General features: G+C 51.2%; 15 protein-coding genes and 1 riboswitch. Of the genes, 11 read left to right on the top strand and 4 right to left on the bottom strand.

The features are described from left to right. Positions 1-69: 69 nt before the first annotated feature. Positions 70-286, bottom strand: a riboswitch (Lysine riboswitch). A gap of 97 nt (positions 287-383) precedes the next feature. Next, on the bottom strand, positions 384-1,517 hold the full coding sequence (locus tag P40081_RS31755) for a virulence factor (RefSeq protein ID WP_042140019.1): 1,134 nt from the start codon (positions 1,515-1,517) through the stop codon (positions 384-386). Between the two features lie 449 nt (positions 1,518-1,966). Here P40081_RS31755 and P40081_RS31750 point away from each other — a divergent pair, with 449 nt between their 5' ends. Together P40081_RS31750 and P40081_RS31745 are read left to right on the top strand one after the other, a co-directional pair. Continuing rightward, positions 1,967-2,965: an MBL fold metallo-hydrolase gene (locus P40081_RS31750; RefSeq protein ID WP_042140018.1), complete on the top strand. Its 999-nt coding sequence runs from the start codon at positions 1,967-1,969 to the stop codon at positions 2,963-2,965. A 265-nt stretch (positions 2,966-3,230) separates the two neighbouring features. Next, entirely contained in the window at positions 3,231-4,856 is a 1,626-nt protein-coding gene (locus tag P40081_RS31745; RefSeq protein WP_039309280.1) for an ABC-F family ATP-binding cassette domain-containing protein, read from the top strand. Positions 4,857-4,965: 109 nt separating this feature from the next. Here the strand turns inward: P40081_RS31745 and P40081_RS31740 are convergent, their stop codons facing one another. Further along, positions 4,966-5,151, bottom strand: coding sequence for a hypothetical protein (locus tag P40081_RS31740; RefSeq protein ID WP_039309279.1), 186 nt, complete (start codon positions 5,149-5,151; stop codon positions 4,966-4,968). A 138-nt stretch (positions 5,152-5,289) separates the two neighbouring features. On the opposite strand from P40081_RS31740, the gene P40081_RS31735 reads away from it, so the two are divergent. Both P40081_RS31735 and P40081_RS31730 read left to right on the top strand, forming a co-directional pair. Further along, on the top strand, positions 5,290-6,159 hold the full coding sequence (locus P40081_RS31735; protein ID WP_042140017.1) for a cation diffusion facilitator family transporter: 870 nt from the start codon (positions 5,290-5,292) through the stop codon (positions 6,157-6,159). 211 nt (positions 6,160-6,370) lie between these two features. After that, a complete protein-coding gene (locus P40081_RS31730) occupies positions 6,371-7,462 on the top strand; it encodes a C40 family peptidase (protein ID WP_042140016.1) in 1,092 nt (363 codons plus the stop codon). 250 nt (positions 7,463-7,712) lie between these two features. Here P40081_RS31730 and P40081_RS31725 read toward each other — a convergent pair whose 3' ends face one another. After that, entirely contained in the window at positions 7,713-8,117 is a 405-nt protein-coding gene (locus P40081_RS31725; RefSeq protein ID WP_042140015.1) for a hypothetical protein, read from the bottom strand. Positions 8,118-8,435: 318 nt separating this feature from the next. Then, a complete protein-coding gene (locus P40081_RS38030; protein ID WP_042140014.1) occupies positions 8,436-8,603 on the bottom strand; it encodes a DUF1328 domain-containing protein in 168 nt (55 codons plus the stop codon). Positions 8,604-8,789: 186 nt separating this feature from the next. Here P40081_RS38030 and P40081_RS31715 point away from each other — a divergent pair, with 186 nt between their 5' ends. The 7 genes from P40081_RS31715 (at position 8,790) to P40081_RS31685 (ending at position 18,028) form a co-directional block, all read left to right on the top strand. Continuing rightward, positions 8,790-9,296 (top strand): DUF948 domain-containing protein, encoded by a 507-nt coding sequence (locus P40081_RS31715; protein WP_039309267.1) that lies wholly within the window; start codon positions 8,790-8,792, stop codon positions 9,294-9,296. Between the two features lie 64 nt (positions 9,297-9,360). Next, a complete protein-coding gene (locus P40081_RS36850) occupies positions 9,361-9,897 on the top strand; it encodes a hypothetical protein (RefSeq protein ID WP_052422113.1) in 537 nt (178 codons plus the stop codon). A 91-nt stretch (positions 9,898-9,988) separates the two neighbouring features. Further along, on the top strand, positions 9,989-10,336 hold the full coding sequence (locus P40081_RS31705; protein ID WP_042140013.1) for a YflT domain-containing protein: 348 nt from the start codon (positions 9,989-9,991) through the stop codon (positions 10,334-10,336). A gap of 214 nt (positions 10,337-10,550) precedes the next feature. Beyond that, positions 10,551-11,723, top strand: a complete 1,173-nt coding sequence (locus P40081_RS31700; RefSeq protein WP_042140012.1) for a SpoIIE family protein phosphatase — start codon at positions 10,551-10,553, stop codon at positions 11,721-11,723. After that, positions 11,720-15,388, top strand: a complete 3,669-nt coding sequence (locus P40081_RS31695; RefSeq protein WP_042140011.1) for a response regulator — start codon at positions 11,720-11,722, stop codon at positions 15,386-15,388. The genes P40081_RS31700 and P40081_RS31695 overlap by 4 nt, the downstream gene beginning before the upstream one ends. Before the next feature lie 82 nt (positions 15,389-15,470). Next, positions 15,471-16,340: a CheR family methyltransferase gene (locus P40081_RS31690; protein WP_042140010.1), complete on the top strand. Its 870-nt coding sequence runs from the start codon at positions 15,471-15,473 to the stop codon at positions 16,338-16,340. Positions 16,341-16,357: 17 nt separating this feature from the next. Then, positions 16,358-18,028 (top strand): response regulator, encoded by a 1,671-nt coding sequence (locus tag P40081_RS31685; protein ID WP_042140009.1) that lies wholly within the window; start codon positions 16,358-16,360, stop codon positions 18,026-18,028. The last annotated feature ends 29 nt before the right edge of the window (positions 18,029-18,057 follow it).

The following is an 18,057-nucleotide window of genomic DNA, read 5'->3' as shown; positions in this document are numbered from 1 at the left end:
GTTATGCACACAAAAAAACCGCAGACGGACGCTGCGGTTTCCTGATTATAGGCTCCGCATCATACTCCCTGTTAAGATAGCGCAACACGGTGCAATTCCCGCAGTTTCCTGGCAGGCATATACACGGTGACAGTTCCGCGCCTTTCGGCTGACGGCCCCAATCTGGGCTGCTAAACTAAGAGCAGCAGCCCGGATTTCGGCGGATATTCCTTTCGGCGCGTATCATAGATGGCTCTTAGGCATCTCCACGCGCGTACTCTTTATATCCGCGACCTCTACCTCATCCTAGGTATGATGAGGCTATCTTGTAACGATATGAACAACAGGAATCAGTATAATGCAACTTGGCCTCGCAGGCAATGACAAAATACGGCAGGTTGACGTCAGGTCCGCCGGCGCTCCGACATCTGCTGCCAGACGGTGCCCGCGGCCTCTTCGCCGGACAGAATCCGCTCCAGCGCCATCTTGGCCTGCAGCCCGACCTCGAATTCAGGATCCTCTGCCGCAATGCTCAGGGCTTCCTGGGCTTCGGCCGTGCCGACCTCATACAGGAAGCGTGCCGCCCGCCAGCGCACCAGCTTGCTGGCGTCACGCAGCGACGCCGTCATCACCGGCGTCGCTGCCGGGTCGCCGATGTCGGACAGTGTGTCGCCGGCGGTGCGCCGGACGGCGGGGGCGCTGTCCTGCATCGCCTCATAGAGCAGCTCCATCGCCCCTGGCGTGCGGATGTCGCCAAGGTACACGACCGCCAATCTGCGGATATGCAGCTTGGGGTCGTGCAGCGCCGTGCGCAGCTCCGGCAGGAGCTGCTCGCTCGGCGCCAGATCCTCCAGCGCGGCGTAGCGCACGCGCCAGTCCTCATCATGCAGGTCCCGCAGCAGCTCGGCCTGCTCTTTCTTGTGCCGCTGCTCGACGAACTCGCCGGCAGCCCCGTGCGCGATCGCCTGCTGCACGAGGGAGTCGAGGCGTTCCTGCGGATACGCCGCCTCCAGCTCCTGCTCGACCTCGCGCGCAATGTCCGGCGGCTCGCCGTAACGTACGCCGTAATCGGTGAGCTTACGCTCCTTGATCAGCACGGCGCTGGCCACATCGGTCACCGCCTGCGTGAAGCGGCTCGACAAGGCGATGCGCTCCTCCTTCGCGCCGGTTTTGACGCGGATCTGAATCGGGATCGCGCGGAACATCTGCACGAACACCTGGGCTTCCCCGAAATGGGCGCCGGCGTTCTCATCCTCCAGGCTGAAATCGGCGGCGAGGCCGTCCGCGCCGAAGCGGTTCTGGACCTCGCGGAGAATAGCGGCCCAATCGGCACTGCCCTTGCGTTCCAGGGCCGCGAAATCGGCAGCGTGATAGATACTGGTGACGCCCGGAATTTCCAGCATATCCTGCGCCCAGGAAGGGGCAGAGCGCCGGCTTTCCGGCGTGTAGGTCCGGCGGATGCCGGGTTCCAGACTTTCGTCCAGGTGAAGCTTCATCGTATTTGGACTCGGAGTCGGTTCAATAAAGGTAATCTTCATACGTCAGCTCCTCTTTGATAAGTGGCATAAGCACCGTGCGCTTTACCCGCATTTTACATCATTTCAGCGGTGGAACACAAAAGGGCAGAGGTCTGAACCCGCTAAAATTTAAAATATTAGGACAGATAAGAGATACATAAGTTAATAACTTCCAGCCCACTCGTTACTGCGGTGTACATTTGGACTTCCGGCCGCTGTTGTCTCCGGATTTCCTGATTCATAACCGCTGTCAGCGTTAGATTTGTTAATCTTCTATTTCACACTGACGTTTCCGTTTGGGCCAAATGGGTAACATTTGTAAGGAGTGGCATTACACATCGGCACACTCTTGTACGCACCTGCACACCTCTGTGATTTTGCAAATGGCTCTGCGGAACCCTATAGTTAGAGTATCTGATTTGCCGCACCAGAGAGATCCGGCAGAGCGGTTATAAGGAGTGGTTTCAACCATGGCTAAAATACGCTATAACAACATCGATAATGTAAGTACCGATAAAACGCTTAAGGAATTCCGCCAATGGCGCGAGGAACGCCGCCGGAAGAAGAAGGATTATACCTATAAGGTGCCGAATCATCCGCCGCAGCTCAGTTATCTGGCCGGAAACCGGCTGGAAACAACGATTACGTGGATCGGGCACTCCACTTTTTTTCTGCAATATGAAGGGCTTAATATCATTACGGACCCGATCTGGGCGCGCAGACTGGGGTTTGAGAAGCGGATCGGGCAGCCGGGGATCCCCCTCGGCGATATTCCGCCGATAGACCTTATCCTGATTTCCCATTCCCATTATGATCATCTGCACATCGCTTCCATCCGCAAATTGTACCGGGCAGGGACGACGACCCTTGTGGTCCCGGAAGGACTGAAGCGCAAAATGCTACGTAAAGGGTTCACGGACTGCCTGGAGATGCAGTGGTGGCAGGAGCTTACGCTCGGTGCCGTCAAGCTGACCTTTGTCCCGACCCAGCACTGGACCCGGCGGACACCGTTTGATACGAATTCCTCGCACTGGGGCGGTTATGTGATTCAGCCGGCGGACCCGCAGAAGCATCCGGAGGGCGAAGAGGGCAAGGGGCAGCGCAAGCTTCCGCCGAATCTGTATTTTGCCGGAGACAGCGGCTTCTTCCCGGGCTTCAAGGAGATCGGCAGCCGCTTTAAGCTGCATGTCGCACTGATGCCAATCGGGGCCTATGAACCGGAGTGGTTCATGAACTCCCAGCATGTGAATCCCGAGGAGGCTGTACAGGCGTTCCTGGATGTAGGGGCAGAGCTCATGATTCCGATGCATTTCGGGACGTTCCGGCTGGCTGATGATACCGCGCGCGAAGCACTGGACCGGATGGAGCTGGCGCGTGTGGCACAAGGGATCAGTGAGGAACGTATCCGTACATTAGGTTATGGGGAGACACTGGTGGTGCATCCCGAAGAGCGCCCGCCCGGACAATAACTGCCGGCGGCTGACCGGGAGAAGTCCCGCATAACCCTTCTACTAAAAATATAAGAAATTATATGTTTCACACGATAACTTATCCTTCTATTTCTCGCTGAAACGGTGCCTTCCTTAAAAGGACGGCAAAGTTGTTTCCACTTGATAAGATATTTGCCCGGAAAAGGGCAAAGATGCCCCTTAAAGGGCTACAATTACGGGCCATTTGCCTTGATTTTATGCTATAATGAGCCGGAACCCTAAGTGAAAAGGATGGTAATGCTTAATGATTAGCACAAGCGGCGTAACACTCCGCTACGGAAAACGCGCACTATTTGAGGACGTAAACATAAAATTCACACCCGGCAACTGCTATGGTCTGATCGGCGCGAACGGCGCCGGCAAATCGACCTTTCTAAAGATCCTGTCCGGAGAGATCGAAGCCAACATCGGCGATGTGCATATTACACCCGGTGAACGTCTGGCTATACTGAAACAGAACCATTTCGAGTATGACGAATTCCTGGTACTGGAAACGGTAATTATGGGCCATACCCGCCTTTATGAGATCATGAAGGAGAAGGATTCCCTGTATGCCAAGAGCGACTTCACGGAAGCTGACGGCCTTCGCGCCGGTGAGCTGGAAGGCGAATTCGCTGAACTGAACGGCTGGGATGCAGAGCCGGATGCTGCTGCAATGCTGATCGGACTTGGTATTATGCGCGAAATGCATGACAAGAAAATGGCCGAACTCAGCGGCAACGAAAAGGTCCGGGTACTCCTGGCGCAAGCCCTGTTCGGACGTCCGAACAACCTGCTGCTCGATGAGCCTACCAACCATTTGGATCTTGAATCCATCGGCTGGCTGGAGAACTTCCTCATGGACTACGAAGGCACCGTTATCGTGGTATCCCATGACCGTCACTTCCTGAACAAGGTCTGCACGCATATTGCGGATATCGATTTCGGCAAAATCCAGATGTACGTCGGCAACTACGACTTCTGGTACGAGTCCAGCCAACTGGCCCAGGCCCTGCAGCGCGACTCGAACAAGAAGAAGGAAGACAAGATGAAGGAACTGCAAGCCTTTATCCAGCGCTTCTCGGCTAATGCTTCCAAATCGAAACAGGCTACTTCCCGTAAGAAGCAGCTGGAGAAGATTACACTGGACGATATCCGTCCCTCCAACCGTAAATATCCGTTCCTGAACTTCAAGCCTGAACGTGAAGCCGGCAAACAGCTGCTTACGGTCAGCGGACTGAGCAAGTCGGTTGACGGTGAGCAGCTGCTGGATGAAGTCAGCTTTGTCGTGAACAAGGGCGATAAGATTGCCTTTGTGGGTCCATACTCCCAGCCGAAATCACTGCTGTTCGATGTCCTTATGGGCGAGAAGGAAGCGGATGCCGGTGAATATACTTGGGGCGTTACAACAACCCAGGCTTATTTCCCTAAGGACAACTCGAGTTATTTCGACGGTGTGAATATGAACCTGGTAGAATGGCTGCGCCAGTATTCCAAGGATCAGGATGAAACTTTCCTGCGCGGATTCCTGGGCCGGATGCTGTTTGCCGGTGAAGAAGCACTGAAGAAGGCGAGTGTACTGTCCGGGGGCGAGAAGGTCCGCTGCATGCTGGCCAAGATGATGCTGAACGGGGCGAATGTGCTCGTGTTCGATGAGCCAACCAACCACTTGGATCTGGAATCAATCACAGCGCTCAATAACGGCCTGATTGACTTTGACGGCACCATCCTGTTCACTTCCCATGACCATCAGTTCATCCAGACAATCGCCAACCGCATTATTGAAATTACACCGGCTGGTGTCATCGACCGCTCGATGAGCTATGATGAATATCTGGAGAATCCGGAAATTAAGGAAATGCGTGCACGCATGTATCCTGTAGAGGCTTAAGAACTAGATATAGGTAGGATGAACGGTAATGAGTTCATACGAAAACGGCTGCGTCGTCCCGGAAGGGATAACGCAGCCGTTTATGTTCACATATAAGAGTGTAAGAAGCCTAAGATCCGCCTGTACGACGGCGCTGATTGTTTGGCTTCTTATTGTTCTGGCTTTTCAGCGGCTTCGCGGAACCGGCTTGAAAAGTTGAACCCGGTTTACCCGAAGCATGCTGTTTCTTCTGTTCAAGCTTCTGGCGGATCGCCTCGGCCAAATTAATTTTTGGTTTATCATTGTTCTCGCTCATTATGTTAACCCCCTTAGGCAGCAAGTCCTTTTCCTTATTCTAATTGTTTTTAAATGCTGCCACAAGGGCAAGAATAACTCAAAGAAAGTTTTCCTGTATTTATGTGACAAGGATGGAGATTGACAGGGGGTAGCTGGGATGTCCGATATTTATGAAGATATACGCAAAGGAGAAAAAGGCGCGCTGGTCAGTATTGTCGCTTATCTGGTTTTGTCAGCTTTCAAGCTGGTCTGCGGCTACTTGTTCGCTTCCAGCGCTCTCCTGGCAGACGGCTTTAACAATCTGACCGATATTGTGGCTTCACTGGCCGTGCTGATTGGTCTGCGCATCTCGCGGAAGCCGCCGGATTCAGACCATACCTACGGGCATTTCCGGGCCGAGACGGTCGCTGCGCTGATGGCTTCTTTTATCATGGCAATGGTCGGCATTCAGGTTATTGTGGAAGCGGTGCGATCCTTGTTTGAAGGAGCGAAGGCAACGCCGCAGCTCTGGTCGGCGGGAGTTGCCCTGGTGTGTGCCGTAGCCATGATGGGGGTATATATATATAACAAGCGTTTGGCGAAGCAGATTAACAACAATGCGCTGATGGCTGCAGCCAAGGATAATTTCTCGGATGCCATGGTTAGTATCGGAGCTGCAATAGGTATTGTTGGAGCACAGTTCGGCCTTCCCTGGATCGATTCCGCAGCCGCTGTTGCTGTAGGACTGCTGATCTCCAAGACGGCCTGGGATATATTCCGCGACTCCACTTACCGGCTGACTGACGGCTTTGACGAAGATAAACTGCTTGATCTGCGCAGCACCATTGCCCGGACACCGGGAGTGGAGGGCATCAAGGATTTGAAAGCCCGGGTTCATGGCAATCATGTGCTGGTTGATGTAGTGGTACAAGTGAATGCACAGATGACGGTAATGGAGGGCCATGCCATCAGTGACTCCATCGAAGAGCGGATGAGTAAGCTGCATAACATCATGAATGTGCAGGTTCACGTCGAACCCAAGGATTAACATTCCTTAATTTCTCCTAGTTAGCTGTAATTTCCACCAAATCCAAGGAGAAATCGTGACTATAGACCTGGGTGTTACCATAAGATGGAAAGGTTTTTTGTGAAATTTGGAGCATGTTCCAAATCCCGGGCAAGCCTATAATGAGGGCAGAAAGCAACAAACGTAGCGCGCGCCGTTGTTGAATTCTCAATACGCTAAGCGGGGGAACGCTATGATCGTATCACATAAGAAACTGACAGCATCGTTATTGGTCTCGGCAACACTTGCACTATCCTTGGGAGTGTTAAGTCCTCAGCAGTCCTTCGCCGCATCGGCTTCTGCCAATTCGTCTTTGGCTGCGTCGGCGGTACAGACAGGTATAATTCAATCCTCGGTGCGGCTGCGCACGACTCCATCTACCAGCGGTAAGGTATTGAAGTACCTCAGTAAGGGAGATCAGGTAACAATTCTGGAAGCGACGAACAGCTATTGGTACAAAGTCAGAACTGCAGACGGCGAGATCGGTTATACCAGTGCGGGAGACCAATACATCAGTGTGATTACGGCTCCTGTGGCTACACCTGCAGTACAAACAGCAGTCATCCAGTCCACAGTCCGCCTTCGGGAGACACCTTCCACAAGCGGTAAAGTGCTGGGTTACCTATACAAGAATGACCAGGTAACAATCCTGGAAGAGACCAATAGCTATTGGTACAAAGTAAGAGCAGCTAACGGTACAACCGGATATACAAGCTCTGCGGATCAATATATTGAAGCAACGGCGGCACCTGCTCCTGCGCCTGTTCCGACACCAATACCGACACCGGTGCCAACACCGATACCGACACCTGCACCTACGCCAGTTCCTACGGCTCCGCCGCAGGCTGCTGTGATTGAAAGTGTAATAGCCGCAGGCATGGGCTACCTCGGTACACCGTATGAGTACGGGTCCAGCCGGAATGATACCAGCACGTTCGACTGCTCGGATTTCATCCGCCAGATTTTCATGGATGCAGCGAATTTGAAGCTGCCTGCCGACTCCCGGCAGCAGGGAGACTGGGTGAAGCAGAATAGTAATGTAATAACGGACATTGCTGGGTTGAAACGCGGTGATTTGATGTTCTTCATGGATTATAAGGGAAGCTCGGCTTCCGCCTATGCGGGGATCGACAAGTCTGCAGCAAGAATTACGCATGTAGCGATGTATTTGGGAGACGGGCAGTTGTTACAGACGTATTCCGTATCTTCCGGCGGCGTTAGAGTAGACAAATTAAGCGCTTCTTGGATGAACCGTTTCCTTTATGGAGGCTCGGTCATCCGCTAATATAACAATAGATGTAGAGAGCATGAAGCGGCAGTAGTACAAGTTTGTGACGGGTGAACTAACTAGGGCAGATGTTTTGTGGGGTTATCCTTTCAGTAGATTCTTCTACTGAAAGGATAACCCCTTTTCCGTTTATACACAGCAAAAAGGCCGTCAGGACTAACGTCCATGGGCCTCTTGAGTATACCAACTGCGAAGTCATAGCAAAGGTAGCACATCAGCTGTTATGACTTCGCTTATCGTTAAGTATTTATGGAGTAATTACATAAGCGGAAGCAGGAACCTTGAGCCAAGCTTTGCCCAGCCAAGTATATACTTCTCTCCACTCATTGCCCCAAGTGTCGGTCATGATTACACCTGTTGTATCGACAGTCTGCGCACCCAGCCAGCCGATAGGAGCCATGCTGCCCACGGAAAGGTGGAAGGCAGTGATCTTGGTCAGGATAATCTGAGGAGTCGCTAGTTTGATGTCTGCTGGAGTGATTACAGTGTCGAATGGCTCCAGGTATGTACTTCCGGTTACAGACACTGCTGCATCAGAAGTAGGTGTAGTGGTAGTAGTAGTAGTAGTACCTGTTACTTCAGCAGCAGAAGCGGTTGCTGCTATGGAAGCCATAAGACCCATTGCTACTGTTAAGCTGGCTAATTTTTTCATCGATGATTCCTCCTGATTTTGGTTTAGTAGTGTACTTTAACATGTTCGTGCTGTGCTAATAAGCATGTAAACATAAAGTGTATGTAATGAACCAGACATCGGAATGAAATATTTTAATTTTGTTTTATGCCGGGGCGGCCTTGTATTTATGATTCAGAGGGCAAGTGACAACCTGAGAGGAAAGGCCTATACTTTCTGAAGGGTGAATAGGATATATCAAGCGGGAATAAGTTGCATAAATAGAAATAAGCCCGGGGCTTCTCGTGGAAGCCTCAGGCTCTACAGCAATGCTTGGGTTGCAGTTAGCGGAATGAATGACTACATTGATCTTCCTCTGCGTCCCATAAAGAGCGAAACAATGAAGAGAACGAGGAAGATGTAGAACAATACTTTGGCAATACCTACAGCGGCTGCCACGATATTGAAGAAACCGAAGATACCGGCAATCAGAGCAACTACCAGCAGAATTACTGACCATCTTAACATGAGATGTCATCCTTTCTGTGTGGTGATGTAGTCATTGTTTAAACGGTGCCTATCATTTTGAAACAAACAGAAGGGGATGGTCTTTAAGGCGCTTGACAATTTGTTTCGGCCTAATTCCGTAAGGGTAACTATGCAGTAACAGGCAGAGCAAACGACATTATAAGACATTCGGAAGGGGTTATGGAAATGATCATTGAACTTAGCGTAGCACTAGTTGCTGTTGCATTCGCAGTCCTCGTATTCTTCTTAATTAAAACCTTGAAATCAGCGAAGGAATCCCTCGACAAGGTCAGTCAGACTCTGCAGGAAGTGCAAAAGACCATTGATGAGCTTACGTATGAAGTGAAAACAACGGTCAGACATGCCAACGATATCACTGCCGATGTTCAGGGCAAAATTCAGAAGATTGATCCTATTGTCGATTCTGTGAAGAACCTCGGTGATGTAATGAATGAACTGACACTGACCGTGAAGCAGGTATCGGTAACCGTCATTGAGAAATTCCGCAAATCACGTGAACTGAAGGATAAGGCCAAATCCGTATCTATTGCAGAAGTTCCGCTTACTCCGTCCGAAGAAAGAACGATTCAATCCTACGAAGCGGTAAACGAAAGCAAGTCCAAGGGTAAAATAGCAACAGCGCTTAAGGGCGTGGATGCTGCAGCCGCCATCTGGCAGAAGTTCCGCCATTAATCAGGTTAAGTAGCGCAGGGTTCAGGCCAAGGGCAATTACAGCTTATGAGAGGCGGGAGTTTATATGAAAATCGTTATTCTTTTGCTTAGTCTGCTTTCTCCCTTTATCACCATTCCGCCGCAAGCTGAGACTGTCCCTGCCGCTTCTTCGGCAACCGTGCAACCGCCGGTAAGGCTCGCATTCGAGCATAGTGTCAATACAGTTCCCTACATAAGCAGTTTCGAGTCTCTGGCGGGGGTTACCCTGTATATGCCGGAAGAAGCGCTGCTGCAGACCAAAGGTATCCCGCCTGAGATTACTCCGGACCCTTGGGGAGATTGCCTTGAATATCAATATGCTGACGTCTCCGCCGGTGTTTGTGAGGGTGTTGTCCTCTATGTACATGCTTCACCTTCCCAGGCAGAACAATTCGGCCTGAATCTTAACGGTCAGGAGCTGAATCCGGTAACTTCCAGCCTGCAGGAGACATTAGGGGCCCCGGATTTTGAAGCCGAGGACGGCGATGTATATATAAGAGGAAGTGCAGCGCTCAAAGTCTACCGCAATATGAACACCGGACAATGGGAGGGTATTGATTTATTTGACGGAAATTCTTTCTGAGGCTGTTTCAAGGGCGGCAATTCAGGTTAATGAATGCTCAGTCATCTTTTACCTGCGTTGCCCTCTTAAACAATACAAGGAGAGTGATTTCATGGATTCAATCGGTACTCAGGCATATGCCAAGTTGCTGGAGAATGGTGTTCAGGCGATAGAAGAAGTGAATCGGCTGCGTAGCACCGGCTATACAAGAGATGACCTCTACGTGATCAGTCACGATGAAGACCGTGAAGGCCGTATCGTGGATGCTGCAGACGTGAATGAGGTCGGGCTTAGCGAAGAAGGATTATTTGGTGCGATTGCTAACCTTTTCCGTTCACGCGGCGATGCTCTCCGGTTCAAGATTACTTCGCTCGGCTTCAGTGCGGCGGAAGCGGCATTTTATGAGAAGGAGCTCGATCTGGGCAAAGTTCTCGTTATCGCCAAAAGAAATCCGAAATAATTGCCGGTCAGCTTTCTGTGACCTCTATAGTCCAATAGCGTAACCTCCAGCCCCACTACAAGCAGTGGGGCTGGAGGTTACTTTGTTGAAGACGAGGGCCTGATTCTCTTCCAATATCTTGATATATGGAAACAGGCCGTTCAAATATCGTATGATAGAGTGATAGAATTACAGGTTTTACGGTCCTAATACTATTCGTGTGAGGTGAGGGAGCTTGAGAATTTTAATCGTAGATGACAATCCGACCAATGTAATCATTATCCGTGAAATCCTGAAAAAAGAAGATTACCGGAATTTTATAACGGCTTCGTCCGCTAAAGATATGTTGAAGCTGCTCGGTGTGGGTTCTGGCAGTGATGAGAAGCGACCTAAGCAGTCGGATATCGATTTGATACTGCTGGATATGATGATGCCGGAGATGGACGGGATTGAGGCATGCCGTGTGGTTCAGCAATATGAGCATCTGAAGGACATTCCCATTATTATGGTCACCGCTGTGGGAGATTCCAAGAAGCTCGCAGAAGCACTGGATGCAGGTGCCGTAGATTATGTTACGAAACCGATTAACAAGGTGGAGCTGATGGCCCGCATCCGTCTGGCCCTGCGGCTGAAACGCGAGAAGGATTGGCATAAGGAGCGGGATCAGCGCATCCAGGATGAGCTGAAGCTGGCTGCCTTAGTGCAGAATGCAGTACTCAGCTTGCCGCTTACCGAGGAAACGTTTGAGGTGCATGCCATTTATCAGCCGTCCTTTGAGCTGGCCGGTGACTTATACGCCTGGTATCCGCTGGGTGACGGGCGTTATGCTGTCATTCTGCTGGATATGATGGGACACGGGATTTCTTCATCGCTGTTCTGTATGTTCCTGGCCTCGGTATTGAAGGATACCGTGACTACCTATGTGGAGCCGGAGAAGGTTATTCAAGAACTCAACAGGCGTTTCAACCAGCTCTATATTGAGAAGCAGCTGGTCCAGTATTACTTCACGGCAATCTATCTTGTCATTGATACACGGATGAAGCGGATTGATTATGTGAATGCCGGACATCCGCCGGCGCTGCTCTTCGAAGGAGAGGCCAAGACCCCGGTTCTGCTGGAGAGCAACTGCCACCCGGTCGGGCTGTTTGACCGGATTGATATCCAGCCGCAGAGCCTCAGCTATGAGGAAGAAGGACATCTGGTGCTGTTTACAGACGGCTTGCTGGAGATGGTCCAGGGAGAGCAGGCAGAACAGCTCGAATTCATGATCGGGCATTTGAATGCCGGTCATGACTGGCAGGAAGAAGTTATGCGCACTGCTTTCCTGAATGAGCCTGTGAATCAGGAGCGCGATGACGACAAGTGTCTGGTATGGATTTCGCTGAAGAAAGGGACAGATAGGGAATGAAAATAAAGGCTAAACTGCTAATCGGCTTCAGTGCCATGCTGGCCATTATGCTGGCTCTTACCATGATCGGGTATGACCGGCTACATTATATGAGCGGACAGCTTGACAGCTTCCAGGAGAGATACAGCAAAGGCCGCTCCTCTTCAGGGCTTCGCGGTGAAGTGAATGATATGGCACGGATTTTAACCACCTCGATGCTTAACGCGGATACACTCTCTGTGGATGCACAGAAGGCGGAAATTAACAGCAAGGTGCTCAAAGCCGAGGATCATCTGAAGAATATACAGGACTCCATGAAGACCACAGAAGAATTACAGCTGTTATCGCGGATTGAGGCTTCTTATTCTGCGTATAAGAATTATCAGAATAAAGTGCTGGAGATGCTGACTGCCGGGTACTTCCAGAATGCCAATACTTACCGTAATACAGAAGGACAAGATATCCAGAACGAGGTGCTGAACAGTCTGAACGCACTTTCCGATTATAATGCCTTCCGGATGACCGATGAGACCGCCAAAGCCAAGGAGGCCTCCGAGCGTTCGATTCAGATGGTAACCCTGATTATGATTGTGGGACTGCTGCTGGGGCTTGGGGTGATCCTGTGGGTTATCCCGAGTATTACGCGCGGTCTGAGTGTCGTATCCATGATGATTACCAGCTTTGGTAACGGCAAGATGCGGGCGATCCGGCGGATCAAGGTCAAATCCAAAGATGAGATTGGTGATGTAGCCCGCGTGTTCCAGCAGATGGCTGAGGATATTGAGCAGAAACAGCAGCTTGAGAAATCCTATGCCCAGGCGCAGAGTGATCAGGCTTGGCTGAATGCGAACATAGCCCGGGTAACGGAGCTGCTGCGCGGAGTCAGTTCACTGGATCAGGTATCGCAGACTTTTATCAGTGAGTTCACACCTGTGCTGGGAGCCCAGTACGGTGCTGTATATTTGAAGGATCAGAATAATCCGAACCTGCTGGTCAGCAGCGCTTTCTATGCCGGTGAGGAAGGCATCAAACCGAAGGAGAGCTTCGAGATCGGTCAGGGGCTGGTCGGGCAGAGTGCCTTGGACAAGCTGCCGATCAAGCTGACAGAGGCACCGGATAACTATATTTCCGTTTCCTCCGGATTCGGGGAATCGCATCCGGGTTACATTTCCATCCATCCGCTTTTATTTGAAGATGAGCTTATGGGGGTAGTGGAATTCGCTTCCTTTACTCCTTTCTCGGTGCTGCAGAATGAGCTGCTTCATCAGCTATCGAATAATTTGGGTATCATTCTGAATAATATCAGCCGCAGGCTTGTCGTTGAAGAGCTGCTGCGGGAATCGCAGGCGCTCACAGAAGAGCTGCAATGCCAGTCAGAGGAACTGCAGACCCAGCAGGAAGAACTCCGCCGTTCCAACGAGAATCTTGAGGAACAGACAGATGCGCTGAAGCGTTCCGAGGAGCTGCTGCAGCGCCAGCAGGGAGAGCTGGAGCATTATAATACGGAACTGGTCGCCAAGACCCATGCGCTGCAGGAGCAGGTGCAGGAGGTCGAAGAGAAGAAGGATGAGATTGAGCAGGCCCGCGTCCAGCTTGAGAAGCAGGCGATGCAGCTTGCGGTGACCAGCAAATACAAATCTGAGTTCCTGGCGAATATGTCCCATGAGCTGCGGACGCCGCTGAACAGCCTGTTAATCCTGTCTCAGCTTCTTACGGAGAATAAAGAAGGGAATCTGAGCGACAAGCAGGTGGAATTCGCCCATACCATCTATATGTCAGGTGCGGACCTGCTCAAGATGATAGATGAGATCCTCGATTTGTCCAAGGTGGATGCCGGCAAAATGGAGCTCAATTACGAAGAGATTCCGCTTACGGAGCTAAAGACCTTCGTGAAGCAGAACTTTGCGCCGTTGGCCAGTAAGAAGGGGCTGTCGCTGCGCTTATCCTTCGAAGAGCCGCTGCCGGACCATGTGTTCACGGACAGCCACAGACTGAAGCAGGTGCTCCGCAATCTCTTGTCCAATGCGTTCAAATTTACCAGCGAAGGACATGTGGAGTTCTCCGTCAGCCGGGCGGACACCAAGCAGCTGCCTTCCTATCTGCCGCATGAATTTGAATACATTGCACTGTCCGTCAAGGATAGCGGAATCGGCATCCCGTCTGACAAGATGGATATTGTCTTTGAGGCTTTCCAGCAGGTCGACGGGACAACCAGCCGCAAGTATGGGGGCACAGGTCTAGGTCTGTCGATCAGCCGCGAGCTGGCCCGTCTGATGGGCGGGGCAATTGGACTGGAATCGCGCGAAGGACAAGGAAGCATCTTCACCTTGTACCTGCCGGTCAAAGGGAATTACAGCCTGCTGCCGGGAGTGGCAGAAGCAGCCGCTGCACGGGATGCGGCGACGCTTGAAGAATACCGGGACGAACGTTCATGGGATGAAACCGGCGATGTGACCCCTACGCCCCTCGTGCCGGTTATTGTTGAGGACGACCGCGAATCGCTGACCGCCGGCGACAAGGTTCTGCTCATTATCGAGGATGACGAGAGCTTTGCCAAGATACTGCTCGGCATGGCCCGCGGCCGCGGCTTCAAGGGACTGGTGGCTCTTCAGGGAGATACCGGCCTGCAGATGGCCAAGACCTATTTGCCTGACGCGATTATTCTCGATATCCAGCTGCCCGTCATGGACGGCTGGTCCATACTCAGGGAACTTAAGGGTGCATCCCAGACCCGGCATATCCCTGTGCATGTGATTTCCGTGAACGATGAGATTAAGCAGGGCCTCATGATGGGCGCGATGGCCTACCTAAGAAAGCCTTCTTCCCGCGAAGCGCTGGACCGGGCATTCTCGCAGATTGAGAACTACACCGCCAGCACACTTAAGCATCTGCTCATTGTAGAAGATGATGATATCCAGCGCCGATCCATCATGGAGCTTATCGGGCATGATGATGTAGCCATTACTGCGGTTTCCACCGGCCATGAAGCCCTGGGCGAGCTGCGCAAGCAGAGGTACGACTGTATGGTCCTCGATCTTATGCTGGAGGATATGACCGGGTTCGAGCTGCTGGATCAGATCCGGGACGATGAAGAGCTGAATGATCTGCCGATCATTATTTACACCGGTAAAGATCTGGACAGCAAAGAAGAGACACAGCTGCGTAAATATGCGGAATCGATCATTATCAAGGATGTCCGCTCGCCGGAACGGCTGCTGGATGAAACTACGCTGTTCCTGCACCGGGTAGAGGCTAATCTTCCGGAAGATAAGCGTAAAATTCTGCAAAAGCTGCACAATAAAGAAGAATTGTTCGACGGCAAAAAAATATTGCTCGTTGATGATGATATCCGAAACGTCTTTGCCCTCTCCAGTGTTCTCGAAGGGTATCACATGGAAGTGAAGTTCGCCGAGAATGGGCGGGAGGCCATAGATATGCTGGTGGAGCAGACGGATTATGATCTGGTGCTTATGGATATGATGATGCCGGAAATGGACGGCTATGAAGCGATGCGCCGTATCCGGCAAATGCCGCAGTACCAGAAATTGCCGATTATTGCACTTACGGCCAAGGCGATGAAGGAGGACCGGGCGAAGTGTATTGAGGCCGGAGCGTCCGATTATATGAAGAAACCGATCAGTACAGATCAGCTTCTTTCCTTAATGCGTGTCTGGTTGTATTCGTAAGGGCGATTTCGGGGTAATAGCTATACAGTACCATTTGGAACGAGTCCGGAAATAAGGCTTAGGCAAGGGAGTATTGATAACAATGACAGCTATGGATCGCGGATATGAGGAGCAGGCTATTCAGGCAGGGAGCAAACAGGAGCTTGAACAGATTGAAATTGAGCTGCTTCTTAGCGGGGTACACCGTCTATATGGATATGACTTCAGGAATTATGCGCTGCCTTCATTGAAACGGCGTATCTGGCATCATGTCCATGCCGAGAATGTGCCCAGCATATCCGCCCTGCAGGAGAAAGTGCTGCATGACCGTGCCTGCTTTGAACGGTTTGTATACAGTCTTTCGATCCCTGTAACGGAAATGTTCCGTGATCCGGGACTCTTCCTGACCTTCAGGCAGAAGGTGGTCCCCCTGCTGCGGACCTATCCGTATATCCGGATCTGGCATGCCGGCTGTTCCACAGGCGAAGAGGTATATTCCATGGCTATTATGCTGCATGAGGAAGGGCTTTACGACAAGGCACGGATTTATGCAACGGATATGAACGCCCGTTCCCTGCAGCAGGCCAAAGAAGGCGTGTATGAGATCGGGAAGATGAAGCAATATACCAAGAATTATCTGGAGGCGGGCGGTACACGCGCGTTCTCGGAATACTACACTGCAAAGTATAATTCAGTGATTCTGCAGCCTTACTTGCGCAAGAATATTATTTTTGCCGAGCATAATCTGGCGACAGACACTTCATTTAATGAATTTAATGTTATTTTTTGCCGCAACGTAATGATCTATTTCAACGATGAGCTCCGCGATCATGTTCATGGCTTATTCCACGAAAGTCTCAGCCGGTTTGGAGTGCTGGTCCTTGGTTCCAAGGAATCCATTCATTTCACGAAATACAGTGACAGCTACGAAGCTTTGGACAGGGTGGAAAAAATATACCGCAAGAATAAGTAGCGGGTAAGGAGGGGCCTATGGGGGTTCAGGAACCGATTCATATACTGCTGGTTGACGACCGTCCCGAGAATCTGCTGGCACTGGAAGCAGTGCTTGAGAGTCAGCATTACAAGCTTGTCAAAGCCAATTCTGGTGAAGAAGCACTGCGGTGCTTATTAAGATATGAATTTGCAGTTATCGTACTGGACGTGCAGATGCCGGGTATGGACGGAATCGAAACCGCCAAATTAATCAAAGCCAGAGAGAAAACCAAGGATATTCCGATCATATTTATCTCTGCCAACAGCAAGGAGGCGGAGCATCTGTTCGCGGGTTATTCTGCCGGTGCCATTGATTATATGGTCAAACCATTTATTCCACAGATCCTGAAGTCCAAGATCGAAGGCTTTGTTAACATGTATCTGACCAGCAAGAAGCAGCAGCTTCAGTCTATGCTGCTGCAGCAGAAGACGCAGGAACTCGAGCGGATTAACGGGGAACTGGTCAAAGCCAAGGAAGAGGCGGAAATTGCCGCTAATGCCAAGACCGAATTCCTCGCGATGATGAGCCATGAGATCCGTACGCCGATGAACGGGGTAGTAGGCATGATCGATCTTCTGATGGAGACGGAGCTTGCTCCTGAGCAGAAGGAATATACGGAGATTATCCGCAAAAGTGCGGATACCCTGATTACGGTCATTAACGATATCCTTGATTTCACCAAGATGGAATCAGGCAAAATGGAAATGGAAGAGCAGTTGTTTGAGCTACAAACCACCATCCAAGAGGTGTTTAGCTTATTTTCTGCCGAAGCAGGCAAAAAGAATCTGGAGCTGGCTTATTTCATCGACCAGAAGCTGCCCAAGCTCATTTACGGGGATATGGCCCGTTTGCGCCAGGTATTAATTAATCTGGTGGCCAATGCGGTCAAATTTACCAACCAGGGCGGCGTATATTTGGTTGCGTCCAGCGTGCCTACAGCTGATAATAAACTGGTAGTGGAATTTACAGTGAAAGATACAGGCATTGGAATTTCACCGGAGAAATGTGACCGGCTGTTCCAGCCCTTCTCTCAGCTTGATTCATCCATGACCCGCAAATACGGAGGGACAGGCCTGGGGCTCGCCATCTGTAAGTCGCTTGTTGGGATGATGGGCGGAGATATCCGTGTGGAGTCGATGGAAGAGAAGGGAGCTACATTCGTATTCACGATACAGGTAGCTGTCCCGGAGGATGAACTGGCAGGCAACTGCCAGGAGGAACAGAGTGCGGGGAAAGTGATTGACCGGCATTGGCGCAGCAAGGTGCTTGTCGTGGATGACCATCCGATCAACCAGCGACTGATGGTAAGCATGCTGGACAAGCTTGGCTATAATGCCGAGGTTGCCGAGGATGGCAGCCAGGCTGTAGAGATGGCCCGGAACTCTGCTTACGATTTTATATTCATGGATCTGCAGATGCCGGTGATGGACGGGCTGACAGCAACCTCCAGGATTCGCGAGGACAGCGGCGGTTCCCCGGACAAGACCATTATTATTGCCATGACTGCGAATGTCATGGAGGGCATCCAGAATCGCTGCACCGCTGCCGGAATGGACGGTTATATCAGCAAACCGCTCAAGCTAAGCAGCATCAAGCAGATTATTTCCCGGTATTCTGTCAAGGATAACCCCGCTGCCCAGCGGAATGCCTCACTTTTTAATGCATGATCCAGTAATTACCACAGCCGTTAAGTCCC

This window comes from Paenibacillus sp. FSL P4-0081 (genome assembly GCF_000758565.1).
GTDB classification, from domain to species: domain Bacteria; phylum Bacillota; class Bacilli; order Paenibacillales; family Paenibacillaceae; genus Paenibacillus_AQ; species Paenibacillus_AQ phytohabitans.
The sequence above is the reverse complement of the archived record's forward strand: the minus strand, read 5'-3'. Positions and strand labels throughout refer to the sequence as shown.